General features: G+C 70.4%; 24 protein-coding genes. 20 read left to right on the top strand and 4 right to left on the bottom strand.

Going from position 1 to position 25707, the window contains the following annotated elements; genetic code table 11:
* The first annotated feature begins 49 nt into the window (after positions 1–49).
* The 10 genes from ACH4F6_RS29215 (at position 50) to ACH4F6_RS29170 (ending at position 6563) form a co-directional block, all read left to right on the top strand.
* The gene (locus ACH4F6_RS29215) at positions 50–349 is read left to right on the top strand and encodes an RNase A-like domain-containing protein (protein WP_397963372.1); all 300 of its coding nucleotides are present in this window, start codon (positions 50–52) and stop codon (positions 347–349) included.
* 16 nt (positions 350–365) lie between these two features.
* Positions 366–1061: a contact-dependent growth inhibition system immunity protein gene (locus ACH4F6_RS29210; protein ID WP_397963371.1), complete on the top strand. Its 696-nt coding sequence runs from the start codon at positions 366–368 to the stop codon at positions 1059–1061.
* Positions 1058–1663: a hypothetical protein gene (locus ACH4F6_RS29205; RefSeq protein WP_397963370.1), complete on the top strand. Its 606-nt coding sequence runs from the start codon at positions 1058–1060 to the stop codon at positions 1661–1663. Before ACH4F6_RS29210 ends, ACH4F6_RS29205 begins: the two co-directional genes overlap by 4 nt.
* Positions 1664–1709: 46 nt before the next feature.
* Positions 1710–1862: a hypothetical protein gene (locus ACH4F6_RS29200; protein WP_397963369.1), complete on the top strand. Its 153-nt coding sequence runs from the start codon at positions 1710–1712 to the stop codon at positions 1860–1862.
* A 44-nt stretch (positions 1863–1906) separates the two neighbouring features.
* The gene (locus ACH4F6_RS29195) at positions 1907–2149 is read left to right on the top strand and encodes a hypothetical protein (protein ID WP_397963368.1); all 243 of its coding nucleotides are present in this window, start codon (positions 1907–1909) and stop codon (positions 2147–2149) included.
* Positions 2150–2346: 197 nt separating this feature from the next.
* The gene (locus tag ACH4F6_RS29190; RefSeq protein WP_397963367.1) at positions 2347–2730 is read left to right on the top strand and encodes a hypothetical protein; all 384 of its coding nucleotides are present in this window, start codon (positions 2347–2349) and stop codon (positions 2728–2730) included.
* The gene (locus ACH4F6_RS29185) at positions 2730–4454 is read left to right on the top strand and encodes a hypothetical protein (protein WP_397963366.1); all 1725 of its coding nucleotides are present in this window, start codon (positions 2730–2732) and stop codon (positions 4452–4454) included. The genes ACH4F6_RS29190 and ACH4F6_RS29185 overlap by 1 nt, the downstream gene beginning before the upstream one ends.
* 124 nt (positions 4455–4578) lie before the next feature.
* Positions 4579–5751 carry a S8 family serine peptidase gene (locus tag ACH4F6_RS29180; protein ID WP_397963365.1) on the top strand — a complete coding sequence of 391 codons (1173 nt, stop codon included), beginning with the start codon at positions 4579–4581 and terminating at the stop codon, positions 5749–5751.
* 91 nt (positions 5752–5842) lie between these two features.
* Complete coding sequence (locus ACH4F6_RS29175) at positions 5843–6181, top strand: WXG100 family type VII secretion target (RefSeq protein WP_397963364.1); 339 nt, start codon at positions 5843–5845, stop codon at positions 6179–6181.
* Positions 6182–6260: 79 nt separating this feature from the next.
* Entirely contained in the window at positions 6261–6563 is a 303-nt protein-coding gene (locus ACH4F6_RS29170) for a WXG100 family type VII secretion target (RefSeq protein WP_397963363.1), read from the top strand.
* Between the two features lie 130 nt (positions 6564–6693).
* On the opposite strand, the gene eccCa is transcribed toward ACH4F6_RS29170, so the two are convergent.
* Positions 6694–10665 carry a type VII secretion protein EccCa gene (gene eccCa / locus ACH4F6_RS29165; RefSeq protein WP_397963362.1) on the bottom strand — a complete coding sequence of 1324 codons (3972 nt, stop codon included), beginning with the start codon at positions 10663–10665 and terminating at the stop codon, positions 6694–6696.
* 317 nt (positions 10666–10982) lie between these two features.
* Here eccCa and eccD point away from each other — a divergent pair, with 317 nt between their 5' ends.
* Together eccD and ACH4F6_RS29155 are read left to right on the top strand one after the other, a co-directional pair.
* Positions 10983–12488, top strand: coding sequence for a type VII secretion integral membrane protein EccD (gene eccD, locus ACH4F6_RS29160; RefSeq protein WP_397963361.1), 1506 nt, complete (start codon positions 10983–10985; stop codon positions 12486–12488).
* 340 nt (positions 12489–12828) lie between these two features.
* The gene (locus ACH4F6_RS29155) at positions 12829–14367 is read left to right on the top strand and encodes a PQQ-binding-like beta-propeller repeat protein (RefSeq protein WP_397963360.1); all 1539 of its coding nucleotides are present in this window, start codon (positions 12829–12831) and stop codon (positions 14365–14367) included.
* A gap of 105 nt (positions 14368–14472) precedes the next feature.
* Here the strand turns inward: ACH4F6_RS29155 and ACH4F6_RS29150 are convergent, their stop codons facing one another.
* Positions 14473–14766 (bottom strand): DUF397 domain-containing protein, encoded by a 294-nt coding sequence (locus ACH4F6_RS29150; protein WP_397963359.1) that lies wholly within the window; start codon positions 14764–14766, stop codon positions 14473–14475.
* 265 nt (positions 14767–15031) lie between these two features.
* Here ACH4F6_RS29150 and rpsO point away from each other — a divergent pair, with 265 nt between their 5' ends.
* From rpsO to ACH4F6_RS29125, 5 genes are all read left to right on the top strand, one after another.
* The gene (gene rpsO, locus ACH4F6_RS29145; protein ID WP_004924725.1) at positions 15032–15319 is read left to right on the top strand and encodes a 30S ribosomal protein S15; all 288 of its coding nucleotides are present in this window, start codon (positions 15032–15034) and stop codon (positions 15317–15319) included.
* A gap of 384 nt (positions 15320–15703) precedes the next feature.
* Positions 15704–17938, top strand: a complete 2235-nt coding sequence (locus ACH4F6_RS29140; protein ID WP_397963358.1) for a polyribonucleotide nucleotidyltransferase — start codon at positions 15704–15706, stop codon at positions 17936–17938.
* Positions 17935–19314 carry a M16 family metallopeptidase gene (locus tag ACH4F6_RS29135; protein ID WP_397963357.1) on the top strand — a complete coding sequence of 460 codons (1380 nt, stop codon included), beginning with the start codon at positions 17935–17937 and terminating at the stop codon, positions 19312–19314. Before ACH4F6_RS29140 ends, ACH4F6_RS29135 begins: the two co-directional genes overlap by 4 nt.
* Before the next feature lie 44 nt (positions 19315–19358).
* Entirely contained in the window at positions 19359–20111 is a 753-nt protein-coding gene (dapB, locus tag ACH4F6_RS29130) for a 4-hydroxy-tetrahydrodipicolinate reductase (RefSeq protein WP_397963356.1), read from the top strand.
* 12 nt (positions 20112–20123) lie between these two features.
* Positions 20124–20582: a hypothetical protein gene (locus tag ACH4F6_RS29125; protein WP_397963355.1), complete on the top strand. Its 459-nt coding sequence runs from the start codon at positions 20124–20126 to the stop codon at positions 20580–20582.
* A 72-nt stretch (positions 20583–20654) separates the two neighbouring features.
* Here ACH4F6_RS29125 and ACH4F6_RS29120 read toward each other — a convergent pair whose 3' ends face one another.
* Together ACH4F6_RS29120 and ACH4F6_RS29115 are read right to left on the bottom strand one after the other, a co-directional pair.
* Positions 20655–21209, bottom strand: a complete 555-nt coding sequence (locus tag ACH4F6_RS29120) for a hypothetical protein (RefSeq protein WP_397963354.1) — start codon at positions 21207–21209, stop codon at positions 20655–20657.
* 90 nt (positions 21210–21299) lie between these two features.
* Complete coding sequence (locus tag ACH4F6_RS29115; protein ID WP_397963353.1) at positions 21300–21536, bottom strand: hypothetical protein; 237 nt, start codon at positions 21534–21536, stop codon at positions 21300–21302.
* Between the two features lie 200 nt (positions 21537–21736).
* On the opposite strand from ACH4F6_RS29115, the gene thyX reads away from it, so the two are divergent.
* The 3 genes from thyX to ACH4F6_RS29100 all read left to right on the top strand — a co-directional run bounded on the left by thyX (position 21737) and on the right by ACH4F6_RS29100 (position 25440).
* Entirely contained in the window at positions 21737–22477 is a 741-nt protein-coding gene (thyX, locus tag ACH4F6_RS29110) for an FAD-dependent thymidylate synthase (protein ID WP_397963352.1), read from the top strand.
* Between the two features lie 235 nt (positions 22478–22712).
* Positions 22713–23612, top strand: coding sequence for a 4-hydroxy-tetrahydrodipicolinate synthase (gene dapA / locus ACH4F6_RS29105; protein ID WP_397963351.1), 900 nt, complete (start codon positions 22713–22715; stop codon positions 23610–23612).
* A 142-nt stretch (positions 23613–23754) separates the two neighbouring features.
* Complete coding sequence (locus ACH4F6_RS29100) at positions 23755–25440, top strand: ribonuclease J (RefSeq protein ID WP_397963350.1); 1686 nt, start codon at positions 23755–23757, stop codon at positions 25438–25440.
* Positions 25441–25707: the final 267 nt, after the last annotated feature.

Raw genomic sequence — 25707 nt, 5'->3', positions numbered from 1 at the left:
ATCCGTCGTGCCGCCCCGATCCTCGTCCCTCCCACCATGGAGAAGCCTCTTGCGCACCCGCACCGCCACCTACCCAGACCGCGCTACCGCGCAGTGGGCCACCCGACATGTGGTCACCCGCAACGAACAGGTCGTCCACCGCTGGCTGGCCCGGTCCACCCGGCAGCGGCTGACCATCGAGGCGGCATGGCCCTCCCGAGAGGAGCCCGTCGGACGGGTGCTGCTCCAGGCGATGGCTCTGGCCGGCCGGGGCGCGATCGACGTACGCGCCGCCCGGGTCGTGCTGCGCCGCGAGTCGTCCGCCGCGCACGGGTTCACCGTGCACGCCAGTTTCCCCGTCTACCTGTGAAGGCAGTGGACCCACAGTGGCGCTGACACCCCTTGAACACGACCGCCGTTACGGCGAATTGGACCAGGTTCTCCGCGCGTACGCCGGTCAGCCGGCCGACGACACCGAGGAAAAGCCGAGCGCGGCCCTCACCGCCTACCTGCGGCACACCTGGCACACCCGCCCTTGGGCGCTCGCCGTCGCCGAGACCCAGCTGAGGGAGTACGCCCGCAACCCGCCGGGGCGGCTGAGGGTCCGGCTGGGGGAGTTCTACGCCCTGCCGGACGTCGGCCTGCCCGACGCGGAGATCCTGGACTGGCTGGCCGTGCTCGCCGACCACATCCGGCGCAGTGTGGAGGAGGGCCTGGTCCCGCCTCCGGCCGTCCCCGACACCCACTGGGAGTGGAACGCGCGCTTCCCGGAACTGAGCCAGTTCCTCGGTGGCTGGTTCTCCCAGGACATGCCCGACGAGTTCGACGGCCACGACGCCGCCGTCGACGACTACCGCACCACCACCGACCCGCACCTCGTGGCCCGCCTCGTCGGCGAACTGCGCGAGCTGCTCGCCCTGCACCTGGAGGAATCGGCCTGCGCGCTGGCTGTCGCCGAGCTGGGCATGGAGGTCGACATCCCGGCGCCGTACGCCCCCAGCGGCTGGCTGTCCCTCGTCGCGGCCCGCCTCGGCACTCCGCCGGCCGAGTACGGGCCCGCTCCGGGGAACGGCACTCCGTGACGGAGCCGGTGGAGCGACTCGCGCCGGCGCGGGCGGAATCGGTTGCTCAAGCCGTGGCCTCCTGGAAGGCTGCGGTGCTCGATCTGTTCGGCGGTGGGTGGAGCTTCGCATGGGTGGGCCCGCGTGACCACCAGGACTGGCACCGGGACGTGGCATCGGTCATGGCACTCAGGGTCTCGGACCCGCGTGGCTGGTACTCCGTCGACTTCGCGCCCGAATCCGCCGAGTCCCGCGGCGGAGCGGCAGCTCCCTTCCTGCCGTGGAGTTCCGAGCAGCTCACGGCAAGCCTCTTCGAGGTAGGCCCGCTGTCGGCAGCCCAGCTCCTGGTGGCTCTCAAAGGCGAGTGGTACCAGGCCGCCAACATTCCCGACTTCGAGAATCGCAAGGACGAGCTCCTGCGAAGTTCCCGAAGAATCCTCTCGCGTTTCGGCCCCGACGCCTCGTTCTTCACCAATGCGTCGGAGGCGCGGAACAATCCGGACGCCGACCTGCTGAACCCGGCAGCCGAGTGGGAATGCCTGTCCGACTTCACCACCGACTGCGGTCTCGTAGCCGTGTCCGCAACGGAGGTCGGAGTCTTCTGGGCATTCTGGGAGGACTGAAAGCGCAGAACGACCCGCTTCTGTCCCATCGTCCCCAGAACCACTCATGATCGCCGCACGCTCAGCGACCCACCCCGACCACGAGACCACCCAGTGGGTGACCCGGCAGGTCGTCACGGCCAACGAGCAGCTCGTCCACCGCCGGTTCGCCCGGTCCACGGGATCCCGTCTGACCATCGAGGCGCGCCGTTGCAGGTGATGATGCCGGCCGGACGCGGATCCGTCGCTGTACGGGCCGTGCGGGTGATCCTCAAACGTGATGCCATCCGTCCCCACGACTTCGCCGTCCATGCCACCTTCCCCGTCCACCTGGAGAACTCCTGCTACGCCCTGGGCGTCGCCGAACTGGGCATGGAGGTCAACCCACCGGCCCCGTACACGCCTGGCGCCTGGCTGTACCGCGTCGCGGCCCGCCTCGGTATGCCGCGTGCGGAGCAGCGGACCCGGACCGCAGGGAGACGGCGTCGCGCCGTGAAGGACCGGTGAAGCTTCTCTCAGCGGTAGCGGGACTGTTGCATAGGGCAGTTGGGGCTGTCGGAGGGAGTAAGTAAAGTGTTGGTGTTGCGGTCATGAACGCATGAGGGCCGTGGGCTGCTCGGGACAGGCAACGGACAACGGGGAGGGAAGGCTTCGTGCTTCCTGCAGACATGGGCGGGGGAGCCGCCGACGTACGGCGTGGCTTTATGGCGCTTTCGGCCTTCAAGAAGCGCGTCGACGACCTGCTCAAGGACTTCGAGGACTCGGCCGGTGGCTCGTCCAAGGTCGGCAACCACAGCCTGTCGCAGGCCGCGTTCGGCATGGGGAACTTCCCGGAAGCGAAGGCCCTCCACCTGGAGTACGAGCGCGTCCACGAACGCATCACGTCGCTCTCCAAGTCGCTCGGCCTCCAGTTGGAGGCGATGCAGATCGCCGTCCACGGCGTGGACGTCACCTTCGACAACCTCGACGAGGACCTCCGTTACCGGTTCCACGAGATCCTCGCCGAGGTCAACCAGGAACGCGACGAGATGCTGAACGAGCAGACCAAGCGCGACAACAAGGCCGACCAGACGGACGCGGGGTACTGATGAGCGGCGACAAGGGCAAGAAGCAGCCGGACCCGTACAAGCCGGAACGCGACGAAGCCGCCCAGCAGAACGGCACCCTCGACGCGGTCATGGATATGACCAAGATCATCAACCCTTGGGGGTCGAACCGGGGTATCCACTTCGGCAAGACCAGCTTCGAGGACTACGACCTCAACGAGATGATCGACATCGTCGAGTCCTCGAACCCGGAGCTCGTGGAGTCCGCGGGCACGGCCCTCGTCGCCGCCCGCGACGCGATCACCAAGGCCGCCGAGGAACTCAGCCTCAACCTGGTCGACGTCGACTGGGAGGGCGAGGCCCACACCGCGTTCTACGACTGGGGCAACGACCTGGTCAGCACGGCCTACGACCTCGCTTCCTACGCCGACACGGTGGGTACGCAGGTCCTCGCCGCGAGCTCCGGGCTCGCCTCCGTGCGCAAGTCCATGCCGCCGCGCGACAGCCGCACCGACCCCAAGACGGTCGACGACATCCCCGAAGCGAAGCGCGTCGACAGCAACGACGAGTACACGGCGGCCGTGAAGGCGGAGGGCCACCGGCAGGAAGCCATCAACCAGATGTACCGGCTGGCGTCGTTCTACACGGTGTCGACCGGGACGATGCAGTCGGCCGAGGAGCCGGTGTTCCCGAAGATGCCGGATGTGGGGGTGCCCGAGGCGTCCCCTGGCTACAACCCAAAGAAGGATCAGGAGGTCCACAGGACCGGGACCCTTCAGGCCGTGGGGGATTCGGACTCGGGGACTACCCGCTACCACGCAGTGGACTCTGCAGTGGCGCGACCGCACGTGGAGGGCGTGCCGTCATCCGACAAGTCCGGGAACGAGTCAGTCCTGTCTCCGGAACGTCACGTCGGCACAGAGATTGACAGCGTCGGTACATTGCCGCCGCAGGAGACCGTGAGGCCGGTGCCCGTCACATCTCCTACGACGACTGGCCCCAACGTCACCCCGGTGGTAACGCCCGGTCCGATGGCACCCGTTGTGGCACCACCTGTGCCGCGTGGTCAGGTCGGGCGCGCCTCAGGCACCAACGGCGTGCCTGCAGCCAGGACCCCTGCCGCGGGGCAGGGGCGAGCCGGTGGAATGCTGCCCGGCGCACAGGCAGCACGCACAGGCACCGGCCCCATGGGCCCGGTGGGACGTGCCGCCACGCCTGGTCAGGCAGCCGGGCGTACGACCGGCCCCATGGGGCGTGGCGTGATCGGCGGAGTCCCTAAAGCTGCGGGACCGACAGCCAGGCAGGCCACCGGTGTTCCCCGGGGGCCTGTCACCGGCATGGGACCCACGAATCCCGGGCGTGCCGTTACCGGCCGCGCCGGCGTGGCGCGCACCGCCGATGGTGTCGTCGGTGGGCGCCCTGTCACCGGAACCACTCCCGGCACCAACGGCTCCAAGGTGTCGAGGGGCACAGTCATCGGTGGTCAGAACGCACCCACCTCGCGCGGAGCGGGCGAAAGGCCGGGGCAGCGTGGCGTGATCGGGAAGCCGGGTTCGACGACGAGTACGGGACAGACACCTCGACGCCCCGTCGGCAGCCCTGATGGGGTGGTGGGGGCGCCGACCGGACGAGCCACCGGATCCAGGAATGCCGGACGTGGGCCGGGCGGCCCCGGGGTGACGCGCGGCGTCGCAGGCAATCAGCGTTCCGGCGAGACGCGTGCGCGCCGTGAGGAGCGGCGCGACGGGTCGTCGTCGACCGACTGACCGGACAAGAGCGAGGACAGGCAGAGGCATGGTGGCAGGGAGCAGCCGACGCGGTGGGTGGAGCGCGCCTTTCGCGAGACGGAACGGGAGACGGGTTTCCGCCGTCTGTTCAGCGCTTGGCGCCTTGGCCGTCCTGTCGGCGGGTCTGGCCCCGAGCGCGGCGGCCGCGGACGTTCAGGCCCAACAGTGGTACCTGTCGGCGATGAAGGCCGACGAGATGTGGAAGGTGAGCACCGGCAAGGGCGTCAAGGTGGCCGTTGTCGATACGGGAGTCAATCCCAACACGCCTTCGTTGAAGGGACAGGTACTTGCTGGCGAGGTGCCGGAGGCTGTCGGCTACAAGGCGACAGAGGACTGGGAGGGCCACGGGACCAGCATGGCCGAACTGATCGCCGGTACTGGTGCAGGCGGCGGTCTGAAGGGTCTTGCTCCTGACGCGAAAATTGTTCCTTATCGGCTCGTCATGAAAGACATGAAGAACGAGACCGATAAGAAGAAAGCCCCAGGGCTGGCAGAAGTGATCAGGGCGATTGCCGATAGCGACGTCAAAATCGTCAACATGTCCTTCGGCGAGGACATCATACGGCCGGACGACCTTGCGGCAATCAAGTACGCCCAGTCCAAGGGCAAGTTGATGATTGCGGCCACCGGTAATGACGCAGAAAAGAAGAACTTCATCGGGTACCCCGCCGCCTACCCCTACGTAGTAGGTATCGCTGCTTCGGACAAGTCCGGCAAGGTTGGCAAGTTCTCCGAACACGGCAACTACGTCGACCTGGCCTCACCCGGCCTGAATGTCCCCACCTGGTGTGACAACACCTTCCGTTCCTACTGCACCAGCCAGGGCACCAGCCAAGCCACCGCCATAGCCTCCGCCTCCGCCGCCCTCATCTGGTCCGCGCACCCCGACTGGACGGCCCACCAGGTGCTCGCCAGCCTGATCGACACCGCCGGGCGCGACTGGGCGAAGGACGACCCGAGCACGTACCTCGGCTACGGCCTGATCCGTCCCCGGAAGGTGCTGGAGAACAGCGCCTTCGACCCCGGCGCGGCCGGCACCGACCCGCTCGCCAGGGAGAACGCGCTGGGCGTCACGGGCGACACCTCGCCCTCTCCCTCCGCATCAACCTCGTCACAAGCCCCCGAGGACACTTCAGGCGGCCGGACCTCGGCGGCAGGATCGGACGCGGAATCGTCCGGCGACACCACGATGTGGGTGGCCCTCGGAGCCGCGGCGGCCGTCCTGGCGATCGGCGGCGGCGCCTTCGCGGTGATCAGGTCACGACGAGGAGCATGACGGCTCACGCGGACTGACCGGTCACCCACGACCGACCACAGTCACCCCACTGTCCCAACGCACCACAGCTCTCACGAAAGGGAGTGCCGACATGGTCGACCGCAAGCTCAATGAAGGCGACGTACAGAAGCTTCAGACCGAAGTCATCGACCGCTACGACAACATCCGGCAGTCGCTCGCGAAGCTGCAGGGCACGATCGACATGATCGAGAAGGCCTGGACGGGCCAGGGCGCCAACGCGTTCAACGCGAAGCAGACGGAGATCAACGGCCACATGGTCGCGATCGGCAAGATGCTCGACGACTTCCTCGAGGGCATCCACATGAACAAGACCGACAAGCGCAACCTCGAAGACCAGATCGAGGCCGACCTCAAGCAGATCCAGGTGGAGGATCTCGGTGGCAAGCACTCGGCGCTCAACAGCTACTGACGAGCCGTCGGCACCATCGAGTAGGACCACCGCCCGGGCTGAGCAGTCCGGCTGACATCTTCAGAGAAACGAGGGAACCATGTCCGGAGTCCACTACGACGAGCTCGCCGTCACGTACGGCACCATGGACGCGCTCGCGACCGAACTCGGCGACCAGGCCAAGAAGCTCGAGGAGGACCTCGAGGCACTGAAGCAGGCCGTGCTCAAGGTGTCCGAGGGCTGGGGCGGCGAGGCGTACGGCGAGTTCCAGAAGAAGGCCGGCCAGTGGGACACGCACGCCCGCGGCATCCACTCGGCGCTGGTCACCATCTCGAAGCTGGTCCACACCGCCGGCGGTGACTACCGAGGCGGCGACCTGAAGGGCGCCAGCTACTTCATGTGACGCGCAGCGGCACGACAGCTCGACGGGGTGGGCACGCGCGGGAGGTGCCCACCCTTCGTCATGCCCGCGTGCCCACCACCGACCACCCACCGACGGCCGGCCGCCGAGGCCCAGCCCCGGCGGCGCCGCCTCAGGACGACTCGTCGCCCACCAACCCCACCTGCACCAACGGCTTCCCCCTGCGCCGCGACACGAAGATCCCCCGCCCCGCGGGCATCGGCCGCGCCCGGACCCCGCCGAGCAGGTCCCCCTCGGACGGGTCGCCGGCGAGGACCACGCCCTGCGCGCCCAGCTCCTTGATGCGCTGCATGAACGCCTCGTACGAGGCGCGGCTCGCGCCGGCCGTCGAGCGGGCGATGATGAACCGCACGCCCACGTCCCGGGCGAACGGCAGCAGTTCCGTCAGACCGGCCAGCGGATTGCCGCTCGACGTCGCCACCAGGTCGTAGTCGTCGATGACGACGAACACCGTCGGACCCTGCCACCAGCTGCGGTCCCGCAGCTGCTGCGCCGTCACCTCGGCGGTCGGCGTGCGGCGCTGCATCAGGTTGGCGAGGGCCGACATGTGGTGGTCCATGGTGTTGGACATCGGGATGTACTCGGCGAGGTGGGACGACGGGGTGACGTCCAGCAGGGAACGCCGGTTGTCGACCACGAACAGCTTGCACTCGTCGCCGGAGTAGCGCCGCGTCAGCTGCTCGATCAGCAGCCGCAGCAGGTTCGACTTGCCCGACTCGCTCTCGCCGAAGACGAGGAAGAACGGGTCCTGCTCGAAGTCGACGAAGACCGGCGCGAGGTTGTTCTCGTCGAGGGCGAAGGCGACGCCCTGTCGCGGGAAGCGGTCGCCGGGCGGCAGCTGCGCGGCCGGGAACTCCCGTGGCAGCAGCCGTACTTCGGGAGCGGGCGGTGCCTGCCAGTGGCGGGTGACCTCCGCCGCCAGCGCCTGCGTGGCGTCCGCGAGGTCCGTGTCCGAGGCCAGCCCGTCGATCCGCGGCACCGCCGCCATGAAGTGCAGCTTCTGCGGGGACTGGCCCCGGCCCGGCACACCCGTCGGGATGTTCGCGGCGACCTTGCGGTCCAGCTCGGAGTCCATGGTGTCACCCAGCCGCAGCTCCAGGCGGTTCATGAGGTGGTCCTTCATGTTCGCCCGGACCTCCATGGAGCGCGAGGCCGTCACGACGACGTGGATGCCGTACCCCAGGCCCCGCGCCGCCATCTCGAGCACGACCGGCTCCAGGGCGTCGTAGTCCGCGCGGAAGTTGCCCCAGCCGTCGATGACCAGGAAGACGTCGCCCCAGGGCTGGTCCGTCACCGAGATCTCGCCGCGTGCCCGCCGGGCCCGGAAGTCGGCGATCGACGGGATGCCCGCCGACCGGAAGTACTCCTCGCGACGGGTCATCACGCCGTACACCTCGGCCACCGTGCGCCGCACCCGCTCCGGGTCCAGCCGCGAGGCCACCCCGCCCACGTGCGGCAGCCCGGCCACCGCCGCCATGCCGCCGCCACCGAAGTCCAGCCCGTAGAACTGCACCTCGTACGGCGTGTGGGTCAGGGCGAAGGAGCAGATCAGGGAACGCAGCAGGGTCGACTTGCCGGACTGCGGGCCGCCGAGGATCTGCATGTGGCCGGCCGCGCCGGAGAAGTCCACCCAGAGGGCGTCCCGGCGCTGCTCGTACGGCTTGTCCACCAGGCCGACGGGCACGACCAGACGGCCCGCGCCCTCGTAGCCGGGCTGGGTCAGGCCGCGGCCCGGCACCGCGGTGAGCCCCGGCAGCAGCGCGTCGAGCGACGGCGGGCTGTCCAGCGGCGGCAGCCACACCTGGTGGGCCGCCGGGCCCTGCGCCTCCAGCCGGCGCACGATCACGTCGAGGACCGTGTCGGCGAGGGCGTCGTCGACCTCCGGCTCGCCCCCGGACGTGCGCTGCCGGGGCACCTGCGCGTACCGCACCGGCACCTCGGCCGCCGTGAACAGCACCGGCCGCCGGTCCACCGGCAGCGGACCGCCGTCCAGCGCCGTCCGCTGCGGACCCGAACGGTAGACGCCGGAGACGTACGCCGCCTTGAACCGCACCATTTCGTCGGTGCCGAACTTCAGGAAACCGGAACCCGGCACGTTGGGCAGCTCGTACGCGTCCGGCACGCCCAGCGCGGCCCGCGACTCCGCCGCCGAGAAGGTCCGCAGACCGATCCGGTACGACAGGTACGTCTCCAGACCGCGCAGCCGGCCCTCCTCCAGGCGCTGCGAGGCCAGCAACAGGTGCACGCCCAGCGAGCGGCCGATGCGGCCGATCTGCACGAACATCTCGATGAAGTCCGGCTTCGCCGTCAGCAGTTCGCTGAACTCGTCGATCACCAGCACCAGCGACGGGATGGGCTGCAGGGGCGCGCCCGCCGCCCGCGCCTTCTCGTAGTCGTGGATGTTGGCGTAGTTGCCCGCGTCGCGCAGCATCTCCTGCCGGCGGTTGAGCTCGCCGCGGATGGAGTCGCCCATGCGGTCGACCAGCGTCAGGTCGTCCGCCAGGTTGGTGATCACGGCCGCGACGTGCGGCATCTGCGCCATGCCCGCGAAGGTCGCGCCGCCCTTGAAGTCGGCGAGGACGAAGTTCAGCGTCTCGGAGGAGTGCGTGACCGCCAGACCGAGCACCAGGGTGCGCAGCAGCTCGGACTTGCCGGAGCCGGTCGCGCCCACGCACAGGCCGTGCGGTCCCATGCCCTCCTGCGCGGCCTCCTTGAGGTCGAGCATGACGGGCCGGCCGTCCTCGCCGACCCCGATCGGCACGCGCAGCCGCTCGGCCAGCGACCGCGGCCGCCAGGTGCGCCGCGGGTCGACGGACGCCGCGTCACCGAGGTTCAGCAGGTCGGTGAACTCCAGGTTGGCCAGCAGCGGTTCGTCGTCGTCCCCGCCGGACGCCATCCGCAGCGGCGCGAGCTGCCGCGCGAGCACCTCCGCGGACTCGTACGACAGGACGTCGGGCGTCCCCTCGTAGACCACGCCGTGCCCCGACTCCAGGCGCAGCGCGCCGGGCTCCACGACGATGTCGAGGTCGCCGCCGGCCCGCGTCAGCTCGCCGGGGACGACCTCGAGGACCGTCACGCCCTGCAGGCCCTCCGGGTTGGCCAGGAGCGAGTCGGGGGCGAGCGAGACGCCGTCGAGGAGGACGACGATGTGCGGCTCCTCCGGCAGCGGTGCCGCGTTGGGGTGGAAGCGGGGACGGCCGGTGAGCCGGGCGGAGACCAGGTTCTCCAGCTCCCGCACGTCACTGCCGATCAGCCGGCGGCTGCCCGCGCCGTCCACGGCGTCCGGGGCCTGCGCGTGCGGCAGCCACTTGGTCCACTCCCAGTGCTCCAGTTCGTCCCGGCCGGCCGCGACGACGAGGACCAGGTCCTCGGGCGAGTGCAGCGCGGCGAGCGAACCGGTCAGGGCCCGGACGGAGGACCGCACCGACTGCGGCTCGCCGCTGACCGTCACGTGGTAGAACGCCCGCAGGGAGACGGCCATCGGCAGGTCGTCCAGGGTGCCGTGGACGGCGAGGAAGCGCTGCAGGGCACCCGCCGTCAGCGGCTCGAGCTGCTGGATGGGCCCGGTCTCGGGGGCGATGAGCGGGGTGGCCAGCGACTGGGCGCCGAGGCCGATGCGGACCTGGGCGAAGTCCTCGTCGCCCGGACGCCGTTCCCACACCCGGCTGCCCTCGGCGACCAGCGCCCACAGCTGCTCGGGGGAGGGGTGCAGGTAGTACTGCGCGTCCCGCTGCGCCTTCGCGGTCTCCACCGTGGTCCGCCGGGTCTGCGCGAGGTAGGCGAGGTAGTCGCGGCGCAGGTCCGCCAACTGCCCTTGTGAGCCACGGCGGAAGCGGATCACCATCGCGACGGACATGGCGATCGTCGAGGCGATCATCACCATGCCCATGATGCGCATGAACGGCTGACCGCTCGTGAAGAAGAAGACCACTGAGCCACCCATGCCGAGGGTCGGCAGGAGTTGCATCAGCACGCTCTCCTGGTGTCCCCGCGGCAGTTCGGGCGGAGGCTGTACGGCGATCTCGCCCGTGGGCACTTCGGACGGCAGCGACCGAGGCGGCCGCTTCACGACGATGTGGCTCACTGCTCACCAATTCCTTAGCGCGGCCCCGGACACGTACCGTCCGCCACCCCGTGTCAGGCGGACGCAGGCCGCCGCGTGATCCTACTGACTTCTCGTGCGACGAGGGGGCGGTAGGGTGCCGGGTGTTCGCGTGAGCACAGGCGTGCCGGGCTGTCAGGGCCCGGACATTCCGCGGGAATCGGGATGCTCCGGCACCCGACGGCCGCCCGACGGCGCCTGTTCCGCCGCCCCGCCGGGCCCTCGGGTGGCGCGGGGCGCGGACGGACGCAGGACTTTCACACCGCCGACGCGGAACCATCACTGAGGGGGAGCAGCAGGTGAGCATCACGGCCTCCGCGGCAGCCACCGGAGGAGGACACGGAACGGGAGCCGCCTCCGGCACGGGCCTCGGCTTCTGCCGGGTCACGATCGTCGCGCCCGACAGCAGGATCGACGTGGCGCTGCCCGACGACATCCCCGTCGTCGACATCTACCCGGAGATCCTCCGGCTCTCCCGGCAGAGCCCGGCCGAGGGCGCCCCGGTCGGCTACCACCTCGTGCGCCGCGACGGCTCCGTCCTCGACGGCTCGCGCTCGTTCGCCGCCCAGCACATCCTCGACGGCGAACTCCTCACCCTGCGCCCCTTCTCGGAGTCCCTGCCCCCGGCCGTCCACGACGACGTGTCCGAGGCGGTCGCCTCGGCCGTGACGCGGGAGCACACGCTGTGGGGCGGCGACCTGACCCGTGCCGCGGGCCTCGTCGGCGGCGGCGTCCTGCCGGCCCTGCTCGCCTTCGTCGCGTGGACGGGCGACCCGCGCCACGACATGCACTCGCTGCCCGGCGTGCTCGCCGCCGTCACCGGTGTCCTCCTCGTCGCCCTCGCCTGCGTCCGGGTCCGCGTCTACGACGACCGCGGCTCGGCCATCGCCCTGGGACTCGGCGCGCTGCCCAACGTGGGAGTGGCCGGCTCCGGAATCCTCCCGCTCACCGACGGCCAGGGCATCGGCAAGCTCCAGTTCCTCCTGGCCTGCGCCGCGGTGCTGCTCGCCGCGGTGCTCCTCACCCTGTGCTCCCCGAGCGGTGACGGGCCCTTCGTCGCCTGCGTCGTCGCCTCCGGAGTCGCGCTGGCGGCCGTGTTCGCGGCGATCCTCGCGCACTGGTCGCCGGCCGAGACCGCCGCCCTGTGCGCCCCCGTCGCCGTGGGCGCCCTGGCCTTCCTGCCCGGTCTGTCCATGCGCTTCGCCCGGCTGCCCATCGGCTTCGACGCCCCGGACACCACCCCCCGCAGCTCCTACGGCGCCGATCCGGTCCCGCACGAACCGGTCGACGTGGAGCGGATCACCGCGCAGGCCCGCCGCGGCCACGAACTCCTCGTCGGCCTGGTCGGCGGCTGCGCGCTCACCGCGGTCGGCGCCTGCGCGGTGCTCGGCTTCTCCGACGGCGTCTGGGCCCGACTGCTCGCGCTGGCCGTCGGCATCGCCCTGCTGATGCGTGCCGGTCTCTTCCGGTACACCGCCCAGGTCGCCCCCCTGCTGGCCGCGGGCCTCGGCTCCCTCGTGCTGCTCGGACTCGGTCTGGCGCTCGACCCGCCCTCCTCGGCGGTCCGTGACGCCCTGACGGGTGACCGCACCGACCTCGACATCCGCACGATCTGGCTCATCGCGGCGATCGCGGCGGCGTCCGCGATCGTCACCGCGGTCGGCCTGGTCGCCTCGCGCGGCGGCCTCACCCCGTTCTGGGGTCGTTTCATGGAGATCGCCGAGGGCTTCGTCCTGCTGACGCTGGTGCCGCTGGCGCTGGCCGTCTTCGATGTGTACGCGACGGTCCGGTCGATGACCAGCTGATCCTGACGGCCGACGACCGGTCGGTCCTCAGGGCCGATGACGGGTCGGTCCTCAGGGCCGACGACCAGCCGATCCTCGAGGGTCGGTGGCCGGTGGCCGGTGGCCGGTGGCCGGTGGCCGACGACCGGTGGCCTGTGACCCATGGGCTCTCACGGCCGATGACGCGGCCGGTCCGTCCAGCCGGTGCCCCGGTGCCCCGGTGCCCCGGTGCCCCGGAGGTCCGGTGGCCCGCCCACGGCCGCCGGCCGGCCGGCCGACCCGACCCGCCCGGTCCACCGACCGCGCCCCACACGGCGGTCCACCGACCGTGCCCGCGAAGTGAGTGAAAGGAACATCGAGCGTGAGCTTCGGCCCGCCGCCCTCCGCCTACACCCAGTCCGCCCTGTCGGCGGAGAGCCAGGGGAAGAAGCGCCGCCGCACCCTGCTTCTCGGTCTGCTCGTCGTCGCCCTCGTCGCGGGCCTGGGCACCGGCGCCTGGCTCCTGTGGGGCGGTGACGGCGGCGGCACGAAGACCTCGGACAAGACCACGGAGGCGGGCGACACCGGTCGGCTCGACGTCCGCCGGACCGTCGAGAAGCAGCCGGCGAGCACCAACGGCGTGATGGCCTTCCGCTTCAGCGTGGACGACATGAGCGCCGGCGAGCACTACGAGATGCCCGGCATGTGGGCCACGGACAAGATCCTCGCTAAGGGCATCAACAAGACCGTCCTCGGCCTGGGCATCGGCACCGACGCCGCACCGGGCGACGAGCGGTGGAAGCTGGCCCTCGACGGCCCGATCTGCGGCTACACCCGCCACGTCACCGGGGAGAACCGGACCGCCGTGCTCTACCGCGCGAGCGAGGACGAGGACGCCCTCTGCGACCACGTCGCCTTCTTCGACCTCGACGACGGCCGCGAGATCTGGTCGCACGACTTCCCCGCCTCCACGATCGGCACGTCCCCGGGCGTCCCCAGGAACGGCGCCGTCCAGGACACGCCGAGCGTGACCCTGGCCCACGACACGGTCGCCGTCACCTGGGGCGGCGGCACGATCGCCTACGGCATGGACCTCGGCAGGACCCGCTGGAGCACCGGGGCCACCGGCGCCTGCCAGGACAGCGGCGCCGCCGGGGGAGGCGCGCTGCTCGTGCGCGAGCAGTGCTGGAGCGACGACAAGAGCCTCGCCGCCGACTCCTGGGAGCGCATCACCTTCAAGGTGCGCGCGGTCGACCCGGCCACCGGCCGCGCCCTGTGGACGTACTCCGCCGCGAAGGGCGTCCGCGACCTCGCCGTCCCGTCCGCCGACCCGGTCGTCCTCGCCGTCTCCGCGGGCGACACCGGCATCACCGAGCTGCTCTCCCTCGACGGACACGGCGGGAACCGCGCCACGATCAGCCTGCGGAGCGGCACCTACGTGGGGGAGTGCGCGTACGAGGAGTACCTCGTCGTCGACGACTGCCCGACCGTCGCCGTGGGCGCCGGCCAGGTCTTCCTGCGCAGCAAGGACCAGCTCGACGCGCGCACCGCCAACTGGGTCATCGGCTTCGACCTGGCGACCGGGAACAGCACGAAGAAGTTCGAGTCCGGTCCCGACGCCCTGCTCATCCCGGTGCGGACGAGCGGGGACCGGCTCCTCGCCCTGCGCGAGAGCCAGGACGGCATCACGCCCACCGCGCTCGTCGCCCTCGACCCGGAGACCGGGGAGGAGAGCCCGTACTTCTACTTCGACCTGCCCGCCGAGGCCGAGAACTTCACGTCGATCGACTTCAGCGACGTCCTCGTCCAGGACGGACGCCTCTTCTTCGGCGCCAAGTCCGTCACCGGACCCGGCGCCGGCCAGCCCAAGTGGGTCTACCTGGCGCTCGGCGTCGAGAGCGGAGCCGCGCGGAAGAAGTAGCCCCGCCACGCGGCCCGCACCGCCCCGGGCCGCGCCCGACGGCGGAACGGGCCGCGCACGGCCGACGGCGCCACGGCCGGCGGCACACGGCGCACGGCGGCGGCGTTACCGCTCCAGCCCGCCGTTGTGCGGGGCCGGCTCCAGGTCGAACTCGCCGTCCCGCGCGCCCAGGACGAACGCCCGCCACTCCGCCTCGGTGTACCGCAGCACGGTGCCCGGGTCGAGCGACGACCGCATCGCCACGGCCCCGCCGGGAAGACGGGCGATCTCCACGCGCTCCTCGTGCTCCTCCGTACCCGGCGCGCACTCCCACTCCACCCCGGAGATGTCGAGCGCGTACAACTCGTCCCGCTCCCGCTCCTTGCGGGCCCTGACGTCCTCGTTCGCTTCCTCCGCCATGGCGCGGCGACCCCTTCCCGACGCACGGTTGATCCAACCGTTCACCCTAGTGGCCACGCCCCCACCGCCCGCCCGGTTCGGAAACCGGTGCAAGGGCGGTCCCTGCCTGCTGGTACCCTGGCTGACGGCCGTTTGTGTACGCGCCCCCGGAGCATCCGCTCTGGAGGCCGCGCCCAGCGGATCCCCGCCTCCCGAGTAACGGAAGCTCCCCCGAGACGCAGACCGGGGGCACTCGGTGGCCGTCCACAGATTCTGAGGAGTACGCGTGTCGCTCGACGCCGCAGTGAAGAAGCAGATCATCTCCGAGTTCGGTACCAAGGAGGGCGACACCGGCTCCCCCGAGGTCCAGGTCGCTCTGCTGTCCCGTCGGATCTCCGACCTGACCGAGCACCTCAAGACCCACAAGCACGACCACCACTCCCGTCGTGGCCTGCTGATCCTCGTCGGTCAGCGTCGCCGGCTGCTGCAGTACCTGGCGAAGAAGGACATCCAGCGCTTCCGTGCGCTGGTCGACCGCCTCGGCATCCGCCGCGGTGCGGCGGGCGCCAAGTAAGACGCCGTGAAGGGAGCGGTTCCCGTGACCATCGGGACCGCTCCCTTTGCTGTACGCACTCCCGGACGGCCCGCCCCACGGGCTGCCGTCCCCTGGAAACGTGCGGAGTGTCACCGACGCTTTGTAGTGTGGTAGCACAACGCATGACGTACGACAGAACGTGATGACACGTACTCGCTGCGGGTATGCGGTCATCACCATGAGGAACGAGGAGAAGCGCACCTAGCCGCCGCCGGTCCTCGGTAGTGGCCCCCGGGGGGAAGCGAGCCCCGGGTGCTTCGATCGAAGACCGGCCCGCACAGCACGGAGCGCTTCTCCGCCACCGTCCCCCTGCCACACGGGCAGCCGAGGGACGAAAGACGACAAGTAACGGAGAAAACGCTAGTGGAGAACGAGACCCACTACGCCGAGGCCGTCATCGACAACGGCGCCTTCGGCACCCGCACCATCCGCTTCGAGACGGGCCGCCTGGCCAAGCAGGCCGCCGGCTCCGCCGTGGCGTACCTGGACGACGACACCATGGTGCTGTCGGCCACCACCGCCTCCAAGAACCCCAAGGACCAGCTCGACTTCTTCCCGCTGACGGTCGACGTCGAGGAGCGGATGTACGCCGCCGGCAAGATCCCCGGCAGCTTCTTCCGCCGTGAGGGCCGTCCCTCCGAGGACGCGATCCTCACCTGCCGCCTCATCGACCGCCCGCTGCGCCCGTCCTTCAAGAAGGGCCTGCGCAACGAGATCCAGGTCGTCGCCACGATCATGGCGCTCAACCCCGACCACCTGTACGACGTCGTCGCGATCAACGCCGCGTCCGCGTCCACGCAGCTGGCCGGCCTGCCCTTCTCCGGCCCGATCGGCGGCGTCCGCGTCGCGCTGATCCGCGGCCAGTGGGTGGCCTTCCCGACGCACACCGAGCTCGAGGACGCCGTCTTCGACATGGTCGTCGCGGGCCGCGTCCTGGAGGACGGCGACGTCGCGATCATGATGGTCGAGGCCGAGGCCACCGAGAAGACCATCAAGCTGGTCGAGGGCGGCGCCGAGGCGCCGACCGAGGAGGTCGTCGCCGCCGGTCTGGACGCCGCGAAGCCCTTCATCAAGGTGCTCTGCAAGGCCCAGGCCGACCTCGCCGCGAAGGCCGCCAAGCCGACCGCCGAGTTCCCGATCTTCCTCGACTACCAGGACGACGTCCTGGAGGCGCTGACCGCCGCCGTCAAGCCGGAGCTCGCCTCCGCGCTGACCATCGCGGGCAAGCAGGAGCGCGAGTCCGAGCTCGACCGCGTCAAGGCCCTCGCCGCCGAGAAGCTCCTGCCGGAGTTCGAGGGCCGCGAGAAGGAGATCTCCGCCGCGTACCGCTCGCTGACCAAGACCCTGGTCCGTGAGCGCGTCATCAAGGAGAAGAAGCGCATCGACGGCCGCGGTGTCACCGACATCCGCACGCTGGCCGCCGAGGTCGAGGCCATCCCGCGGGTCCACGGTTCCGCGCTGTTCGAGCGTGGCGAGACCCAGATCCTGGGCGTCACCACCCTCAACATGCTCCGCATGGAGCAGCAGCTGGACACCCTCTCCCCGGTGACCCGCAAGCGCTACATGCACAACTACAACTTCCCGCCGTACTCCACCGGCGAGACCGGCCGCGTCGGCTCCCCCAAGCGCCGCGAGATCGGCCACGGCGCCCTCGCCGAGCGCGCCCTGGTGCCGGTCCTGCCGGCCCGCGAGGAGTTCCCCTACGCGATCCGTCAGGTGTCCGAGGCCCTCGGCTCCAACGGCTCGACGTCCATGGGCTCCGTCTGCGCCTCCACCATGTCGCTGCTGAACGCCGGTGTGCCGCTGAAGGCCCCGGTCGCCGGCATCGCCATGGGCCTGATCTCCCAGGAGATCGACGGCGAGACGCACTACGTCACCCTCACCGACATCCTCGGTGCGGAGGACGCCTTCGGCGACATGGACTTCAAGGTCGCCGGCACCAAGGAGTTCGTGACCGCCCTCCAGCTCGACACCAAGCTGGACGGCATCCCGGCCTCCGTCCTGGCCGCCGCCCTCAAGCAGGCCCGTGACGCCCGCCTCCACATCCTCGACGTGATGATGGAAGCGATCGACACCCCGGACGAGATGTCCCCCAACGCGCCGCGGATCATCACCGTGAAGATCCCGGTCGACAAGATCGGCGAGGTCATCGGCCCCAAGGGCAAGATGATCAACCAGATCCAGGAGGACACCGGCGCCGAGATCACCATCGAGGACGACGGCACCATCTACATCGGCGCCGCCGACGGCCCGTCCGCCGAGGCCGCCCGCACCACGATCAACGGCATCGCCAACCCGACGATGCCCGAGGTCGGCGAGCGCTACCTGGGCACGGTCGTCAAGACCACCACCTTCGGCGCGTTCGTCTCCCTGCTCCCCGGCAAGGACGGTCTGCTGCACATCTCGCAGATCCGCAAGCTGGCCGGCGGCAAGCGCGTGGAGAACGTCGAGGACGTCCTCGGCGTGGGCCACAAGGTCCAGGTCGAGATCGCCGAGATCGACTCCCGCGGCAAGCTCTCCCTCATCCCCGTGATCGAGGGCGAGAGCGAGTCCGACAGCGGCTCCGCGGACGAGAAGAAGGACGACGCCGAGCAGTGACGTCCCGTGGCTCCCAGGCGACGGCCCGCACCTCCACGGAGGCGCGGGCCGTCGCCCGTACCCAAACCCTCATCAAGGGCGAGAGCGGCATCGGCACGGTCCGCAAGACCACCCTCCCCGGCGGTCTGCGCATCGTCACCGAGACCCTCCCCTCGGTCCGCTCCGCGACCTTCGGCATCTGGGCCCACGTCGGCTCCCGCGACGAGACCCCCGCGCTCAACGGCGCCACCCACTACCTGGAGCACCTGCTCTTCAAGGGCACCCGGCGCAGGTCCGCCCTGGACATCTCCTCCGCCATCGACGCGGTCGGCGGCGAGATGAACGCGTTCACGGCGAAGGAGTACACGTGCTACTACGCGCGCGTGCTCGACGCCGACCTGCCGCTCGCCATAGACGTCGTCTGCGACATGCTGACGGGCTCCCTCATCCTCGAGGAGGACGTCGACGTCGAGCGCGGCGCCATCCTCGAAGAGATCGCGATGACCGAGGACGACCCGGGCGACTGCGTGCACGACCTGTTCGCGTCCACCATGTTCGGCGACAACGCCCTCGGCCGCCCGGTCCTCGGCACCGTCGACACGGTCAACGCCCTCACCGCCGACCGCATCCGCCGCTTCTACAAGAAGCACTACGACCCCACCCACCTCGTGGTCGCCGCCGCCGGCAACATCGACCACAACAAGGTCGTACGCCAGGTGCGCGCCGCCTTCGAGAAGGCCGGCGCCCTCAAGGACACCGCCGCGGCCCCGATCGCTCCGCGCGCCGGCCGGCGCACGATCCGCACGGCGGGCCGCGTCGACCTGATCGGCCGCAAGACCGAGCAGGCGCACGTCGTCCTCGGCATGCCCGGCCTGTCCCGCACGGACGACCGCCGCTGGGCCCTCGGGGTGCTCAACACGGCCCTCGGCGGCGGCATGTCCTCCCGCCTCTTCCAGGAGGTCCGCGAGAAGCGCGGCCTGGCCTACAGCGTCTACTCGTACACCTCCGGCTTCGCCGACTGCGGCCTGTTCGGCGTCTACGCCGGCTGCCGGCCCAGCCAGGTCCACGACGTGCTGAAGATCTGCCGCGACGAACTCGACCAGGTCGCCGAGCACGGCCTGTCCGACGAGGAGATCGGCCGCGCCGTCGGCCAGCTCAAGGGCTCCACCGTCCTCGGCCTGGAGGACACCGGCGCGCTCATGAACCGCATCGGCAAGAGCGAGCTGTGCTGGGGCGAGCAGATGTCCGTCGACGACATGCTGGCCCGGATCGAGGCCGTCACCCCGGACGACGTGCGCTCGGTCGCCCGCGAGATCCTGGGACAGCGCCCGTCGCTGTCGGTCATCGGCCCGCTCAAGGACAAGCAGGCGACCCGTCTGCACGAGGCCGTGGCCTGACCCCCGTCCGTCTTCGGCAAGCACCCGCGGTAAGGAAGCAAGAGATGAGCAAGTTGCGCGTGGCGGTCCTCGGCGCGAAGGGCCGCATCGGATCCGAGGCGGTACGGGCGGTCGAGGCCGCCGAGGACATGGAGCTGGTGGCCGCCCTGGGCCGCGGCGACACCCTGGAGACGCTGACGCGGACGGGCGCCGAGGTCGCCGTCGAGCTGACCACCCCCGCCTCGGTCATGGACAACCTCGACTTCTGCGTACGGCACGGCATCCACGCCGTCGTCGGCACCACCGGCTGGACCGACGAGCGGCTCGCGCAGCTCAGGGGCTGGCTGGCCGAGTCCCCCCGGACGGGCGTGCTCATCGCGCCGAACTTCTCCATCGGCGCCGTGCTGACCATGAAGTTCGCCCAGATCGCGGCGCCGTACTTCGAGTCCGTCGAGGTCGTCGAACTGCACCACCCGAACAAGGTGGACGCCCCCTCCGGCACCGCCACGCGCACCGCCCAGCTCATCGCCGAGGCCCGCCGCCGGGCCGGCTCCGCGCCCGCGCCGGACGCCACGGCGACGGCCCTGGACGGCGCCCGCGGCGCGAACGTCGACGGCGTCCCCGTCCACGCCGTCCGGCTGCGCGGCCTGCTGGCCCACCAGGAGGTCCTCCTGGGCGGCGAGGGCGAGACCCTCACCGTCCGCCACGACTCGCTGCACCACAGCAGCTTCATGCCGGGCATCCTGCTGGGCGCCCGGCGCGTGGTGACGACCCCGGGCCTGACCTTCGGCCTGGAACACTTCCTCGACCTGAACTGAGCACCGACAGCCATGCGCGCCAAGCTCTCCTACGCCCTCACGGCCGCCGTCCTGGTCGTCTACTTCGTCCTGGTCGGCAGCCGTGGCGTCATGCTCATCCAGGCCGGCACGCCGCTGACCGTCACCTTCGGCGTGGCGGTGCTGATCCTGCCGGTCATCGGCGTCTGGTTCCTGTGGAAGAACACCCAGTTCGTCCGCAGGGCCAACCAGCTGGCCGCCGAACTCGACGCGGAGGGCGGCCTGCCCGCGGACGAGCTGAAGCGCACGCCCAGCGGCCGCATCGACCGCGACTCGGCCGACGAGGTCTTCGCCCGGCGCAAGGCCGAGACGGAGGCCGCCCCGGACGACTGGCGCGCCTGGTTCCGGCTCGCCGTCGCCTACCACGACGCCCGGGACACCCCGCGCGCCCGCAAGGCGATGCAGCACGCGATCACCCTGCACCGGACGTCAGGGCAGCAGACCCCTCACTGAGGACACCGGCGCCGCACACGGCGGTGGGCCCGGCCGGCACACGCCGGCCGGGCCCACCGCCGTTTTGCGCACTCAGTGCTGCCGGTACTCCTCGGCCCAGGCCTCCACCGAGTCGGCGGCCCGGTCGAACGCCGTCGGCCGCCCGAGGAAGTCCGCCCCGTGCGTGGTCAGCAGCGGAGCGGCGCCCTCGGCGGCCCTGTCCCGCCGCACGAGCGTCAGGGCCTGGCCCTGGACGGTCCGCGGCAGCCCCAGCCAGCGCACCGGCTGCTGCACGGTCCGCACGGCCACGACGCGCTCCCAGGGCACCGTCCGGGTCAGGAGGAAGCCCACCTGCCGCAGCCCGCGCCCGCTCACCCACACGCCCATCCGCAGCATCCGCAGCGCACCGGCGATCACCAGCAGCGAGAGGCCGAGGACCACCCCGGCGTCGGACACCGAGCCGGTCAGCGCGATCACGACCGCCGCGAACAGCACGTACGAGGCGAGCAGCAGACACAGCGCGGCCGCGCCGACGCGCCAGGGGCCCGGACGGTAGGGGCGCCGCCAGCGGTCACGGTCGTCGAAGGGCAACGCGACGTCGTCGGCTGCCTCGAAGGCGCGGTCGGCCGTCAGGAAGGGCAGGGGCACGGCTGGTCCTCACTCAATCCATGCGTGGGCTGTGCCCGGTGAGGCTATCCGGCCCCGCCCGCCCCCACCACCTTCGGGGCCCGGATGGCGTCAGCGTCCCTGGGACGCCTGCGACTGCTGCGTCTGCGCCGAGTGGTCCAGGGTCAGCGCCGGCATCCCGACGACCAGGGCGCCCACCAGCGCGGCCACGATGGTGAGCCCCAGGAGCCAGCGCCCGGCCACCTCTCCGACGGAGGACCGCCGAGGCGGCGGGGGAGCGACATTGCTGCGGAACCTGTCGGCCTCGGCGAGGAAGGCGAAGGGTACGGGCTCGCGCCGACGAAACATGGCGGGTGCTGCTCCTTTCCGGTTCGAACGCATCGCGCTCAACGACACAGACGAACGAGTGCCACGAAAGGTGCCGGCTTGCCCCGGATTCACAGGGCTTTCTCGAAGAGGCCGAAGCCCGGCGCCGAACGCCCGGCGTCAGTGGCGGCCCGTAGAGTGGGCGCCGCCCCAGAGAAGTGATGGAAGGGACCCTCCGACCCGTGACCGACACCCCCGCCGACGACCTCGAGCCCCGCTTCCGCAGTGATGTCACCGTCGAGCTGGTCAAGCACAGCGCGGCCGACTCCGACGTGCTGTGGGCCGCCCGCGTGTCCACGGCCGGCGAGCAGTCCCTGGAAGAACTGACGAAGGACCCGGAGCGTTCCAAGGGCCTGATCAACTACCTGATGCGGGACCGGCACGGCAGCCCCTTCGAGCACAACTCGATGACCTTCTTCATCAGCGCCCCGATCTTCGTCTTCCGCGAGTTCATGCGCCACCGCGTGGGCTGGTCCTACAACGAGGAGTCGGGTCGCTACCGGGAGCTCCAGCCCGTTTTCTACGTCCCCGACGCCTCCCGCAAGCTCGTCCAGGAGGGCCGCCCCGGCAAGTACGTCTTCGTCGAGGGCACCGAGGCCCAGCAGGAGCTGGTGGCCCGCACCATGGAGGACTCGTACCTCCAGGCCTACGAGGCCTACCGGCAGATGCTCGCCGCCGGCGTCGCCCGCGAGGTCGCCCGCGCGGTCCTGCCCGTCGGCCTGTTCTCGTCGATGTACGCCACCTGCAACGCCCGCTCCCTGATGCACTTCCTCGGCCTGCGCACCCAGCACGAGCTGGCGAAGGTGCCGTCCTTCCCGCAGCGGGAGATCGAGATGGTGGGCGAGCGGATGGAAGCCGTGTGGGCCGAGCTCATGCCCCTCACCTACGCGGCGTTCAACGCCAACGGCCGGATCGCCCCCTGACGGCCGGTCCCCGGCGATCACCCCTCGGCGGCCGTCCCGCGGCGCGAGACGTATGTACGGATCAGCCTCGCGAAGTGTCCGTATTGCGGCATTTAGGGAAGTTCATCTAGCCTGATCAAACGGACCCGGCACTGCTTGAACCCCCGAGCAGGCAGTGCCGGGCTCCATCTTTGTCACGACTTGTCGCCAGCCCCGAGGGCAGACCCCGCCCCGAGCAACGAGTAGCGTGTTACCCATGGCTCCGACCTCCACTCCGCAGACCCCCTTCGGGCGGGTCCTCACCGCCATGGTCACGCCCTTCACGGCGGACGGCGCACTCGACCTCGACGGCGCACAGCGGCTCGCCACCCACCTGGTGGACGCAGGCAACGACGGCCTGGTCATCAACGGCACCACCGGTGAGTCCCCCACCACCAGCGACGCGGAGAAATCGGACCTCGTACGAGCCGTCCTGGAGGCCGTCGGCGACCGGGCCCACATCGTGGCCGGAGTCGGCACCAACGACACCCACCACAGCATCGAGCTGGCGCGCGCGGCGCAGAAGGCGGGCGCACACGGCCTCCTGGTCGTCACCCCGTACTACAACAAGCCCCCTCAGGAGGGTCTGTACCGCCACTTCACGGCCGTCGCCGACGCCACCGAGCTGCCGGTCATGCTCTACGACATCCCCGGCCGCAGCGGCGTCCCGATCAACACGGAGACGCTCGTGCGTCTCGCCGCGCACCCCCGGATCGTCGCCAACAAGGACGCCAAGGGCGACCTCGGCCGCGCCGGCTGGGCCATCGCCCAGTCCGGCCTGGCCTGGTACTCCGGCGACGACATGCTGAACCTGCCGCTGCTCTCCGTCGGCGCGGTCGGCTTCGTCTCGGTCGTCGGCCACGTCGTCACCCCCGACCTGCGCGTCCTCGTCGAGGCGTACGTCTCCGGCGACGTCCAGAAGGCCACGGAGATCCACCAGAAGCTGCTCCCGGTCTACACGGGCATGTTCCGCACCCAGGGCGTCATGACCACCAAGGCCGCGCTCGCCCTCCAGGGACTCCCCGCCGGCCCGCTGCGCGCCCCCATGGTCGAGTGCTCCCCCGAAGAGATCGAGCAGCTCAAGATCGATCTTGCCGCGGGCGGGGTACAGCTCTGACACCAGACTTCACAACTGAATACGACCGAACACCGCAGGCCACCGGTGCCTGCACCGTCCATCACGACAACTGCTTCTGCACGAACGTCACGCGCGCCACGTGCCCGACCGGTACGTGGCGCGTGTGTTTGAGGAGAGTCTTTTGAGTCATCCGCACCCTGAACTGGGCCCGCCCCCGCCGCTCCCCCAGGGGGGCCTGCGGGTCACCCCGCTCGGCGGCCTCGGCGAGATCGGCCGCAACATGACGGTCTTCGAGTACGGCGGCCGCCTGCTGATCGTCGACTGCGGAGTGCTCTTCCCCGAGGAGGAGCAGCCCGGAATCGACCTGATCCTGCCGGACTTCTCGTCCATCCGGGACCGCCTCGACGACATCGAGGGCATCGTCCTTACCCATGGCCACGAGGACCACATCGGCGGCGTCCCCTACCTCCTGCGCGAGAAGCCGGACATCCCGCTGATCGGCTCCAAGCTGACCCTCGCCCTGATCGAGGCCAAGCTCCAGGAGCACCGCATCCGTCCGTACACGCTCGAGGTGGCGGAGGGCAACCGCGAGCGCATCGGCCCGTTCGACTGCGAGTTCGTCGCGGTCAACCACTCCATCCCGGACGCCCTGGCGGTCGCCATCCGCACACCGGCCGGCATGGTGGTCCACACGGGCGACTTCAAGATGGACCAGCTCCCGCTGGACAACCGCCTCACGGATCTCCACGCGTTCGCGCGGCTGAGCGAGGAGGGCATCGACCTCCTCCTCACCGACTCCACGAACGCCGAGGTCCCCGGCTTCACCCCGCACGAGCGGGACATCTCCAACGTCCTGCGCCAGGTCTTCGCGAACGCCCGCAAGCGGATCATCGTGGCCAGCTTCGCCAGCCACGTCCACCGCATCCAGCAGATCCTGGACGCGGCCCACGAGTACGGCCGCAGGGTCGCCTTCGTCGGCCGCTCGATGGTCCGCAACATGGGCATCGCGCGTGACCTCGGCTACCTCAAGGTGCCGCCGGGGCTGGTCGTGGACGTCAGGACCCTCGACGACCTTCCCGACCACGAGGTGGTCCTGGTCTGCACGGGCTCCCAGGGCGAACCCATGGCCGCCCTGTCCCGCATGGCCAACCGCGACCACCAGATCCGCATCGTCGACGGCGACACGGTGATCCTGGCGTCGTCCCTCATCCCGGGCAACGAGAACGCGGTCTACCGCGTGATCAACGGCCTGACCCGCTGGGGCGCCAACGTCGTCCACAAGGGCAACGCCAAGGTCCACGTCTCGGGCCACGCGTCCGCGGGCGAGCTGCTGTACTTCTACAACATCTGCCGCCCGAAGAACCTGATGCCGGTGCACGGCGAATGGCGCCACCTGCGCGCCAACGCCGAACTGGGCGCCATGACCGGCGTGCCGCACGACCGCATCGTCATCGCCGAGGACGGCGTCGTCGTCGACCTCGTCGAGGGCAAGGCCAAGATCTCCGGCAAGGTCCAGGCCGGCTACGTGTACGTCGACGGCCTCTCGGTCGGCGGGGTCGGCGAGCCGGCCCTGAAGGACCGGAAGATCCTGGGCGACGAGGGCATCATCTCGGTCTTCGTGGTCGTGGACTCCTCCACCGGAAAGATCACCGGCGGCCCGCACGTCCAGGCCCGCGGCTCGGGCATCGAGGACTCGGCCTTCGCGGACGTCCTCCCGAAGATCACCGAGGTTCTCGAGCGCTCGGCCCAGGACGGCGTGGTCGAGCCCCACCAGCTGCAACAGCTGATCCGTCGCACGCTGGGCAAGTGGGTCTCCGACACCTACCGCCGCAGGCCGATGATCCTCCCGGTCGTCGTGGAGGTCTGACCCGCGCGGCACCCCTCGTCCGCGTGAACTCGGAGCGGGGCACCTCGATTTGCATCGGGGCGCCTCGCTCCAGTACGTTTGCGGCTCCGCCTGAACGGGAACCCGGCCGCCTCGTGCGCTCGGGACCAACCTCCCGGGAGGGGCGGGGAAACCGACTCAGAACTTCTGATAAAGTCGGAACCGCCGGAAAGGAAACCGCGAGTCAAAAGCGGGAACCTGGAAAGCGCCGAGGAAATCGGATCGGAAAAAAGATCTGATAGAGTCGGA

The sequence above is a fragment of the Streptomyces sp. NPDC017936 genome, assembly GCF_044328485.1.
In the GTDB taxonomy this organism is placed as follows: Bacteria; Actinomycetota; Actinomycetes; order Streptomycetales; family Streptomycetaceae; genus Streptomyces.
This window is presented reverse-complemented; position numbering and strand designations above follow the sequence as displayed.

Bases quoted from the DNA above. Each gene is read 5' to 3' on its own strand.
- ACH4F6_RS29200 (WP_397963369.1), top strand. From the start codon at position 1,710: ATGATCGCCGCACGCTCAGCGACCCACCCCGACCACGAGACCACCCAG.
- ACH4F6_RS29190 (WP_397963367.1), top strand. From the start codon at position 2,347: ATGGCGCTTTCGGCCTTCAAGAAGCGCGTCGACGACCTGCTCAAGGAC.
- ACH4F6_RS29185 (WP_397963366.1), top strand. From the start codon at position 2,730: ATGAGCGGCGACAAGGGCAAGAAGCAGCCGGACCCGTACAAGCCGGAA.
- ACH4F6_RS29175 (WP_397963364.1), top strand. From the start codon at position 5,843: ATGGTCGACCGCAAGCTCAATGAAGGCGACGTACAGAAGCTTCAGACC.
- ACH4F6_RS29170 (WP_397963363.1), top strand. From the start codon at position 6,261: ATGTCCGGAGTCCACTACGACGAGCTCGCCGTCACGTACGGCACCATG.
- ACH4F6_RS29150 (WP_397963359.1), bottom strand. From the start codon at position 14,766: ATGGCGGAGGAAGCGAACGAGGACGTCAGGGCCCGCAAGGAGCGGGAG.
- dapB (WP_397963356.1), top strand. From the start codon at position 19,359: ATGAGCAAGTTGCGCGTGGCGGTCCTCGGCGCGAAGGGCCGCATCGGA.
- ACH4F6_RS29125 (WP_397963355.1), top strand. From the start codon at position 20,124: ATGCGCGCCAAGCTCTCCTACGCCCTCACGGCCGCCGTCCTGGTCGTC.
- ACH4F6_RS29115 (WP_397963353.1), bottom strand. From the start codon at position 21,536: ATGTTTCGTCGGCGCGAGCCCGTACCCTTCGCCTTCCTCGCCGAGGCC.
- dapA (WP_397963351.1), top strand. From the start codon at position 22,713: ATGGCTCCGACCTCCACTCCGCAGACCCCCTTCGGGCGGGTCCTCACC.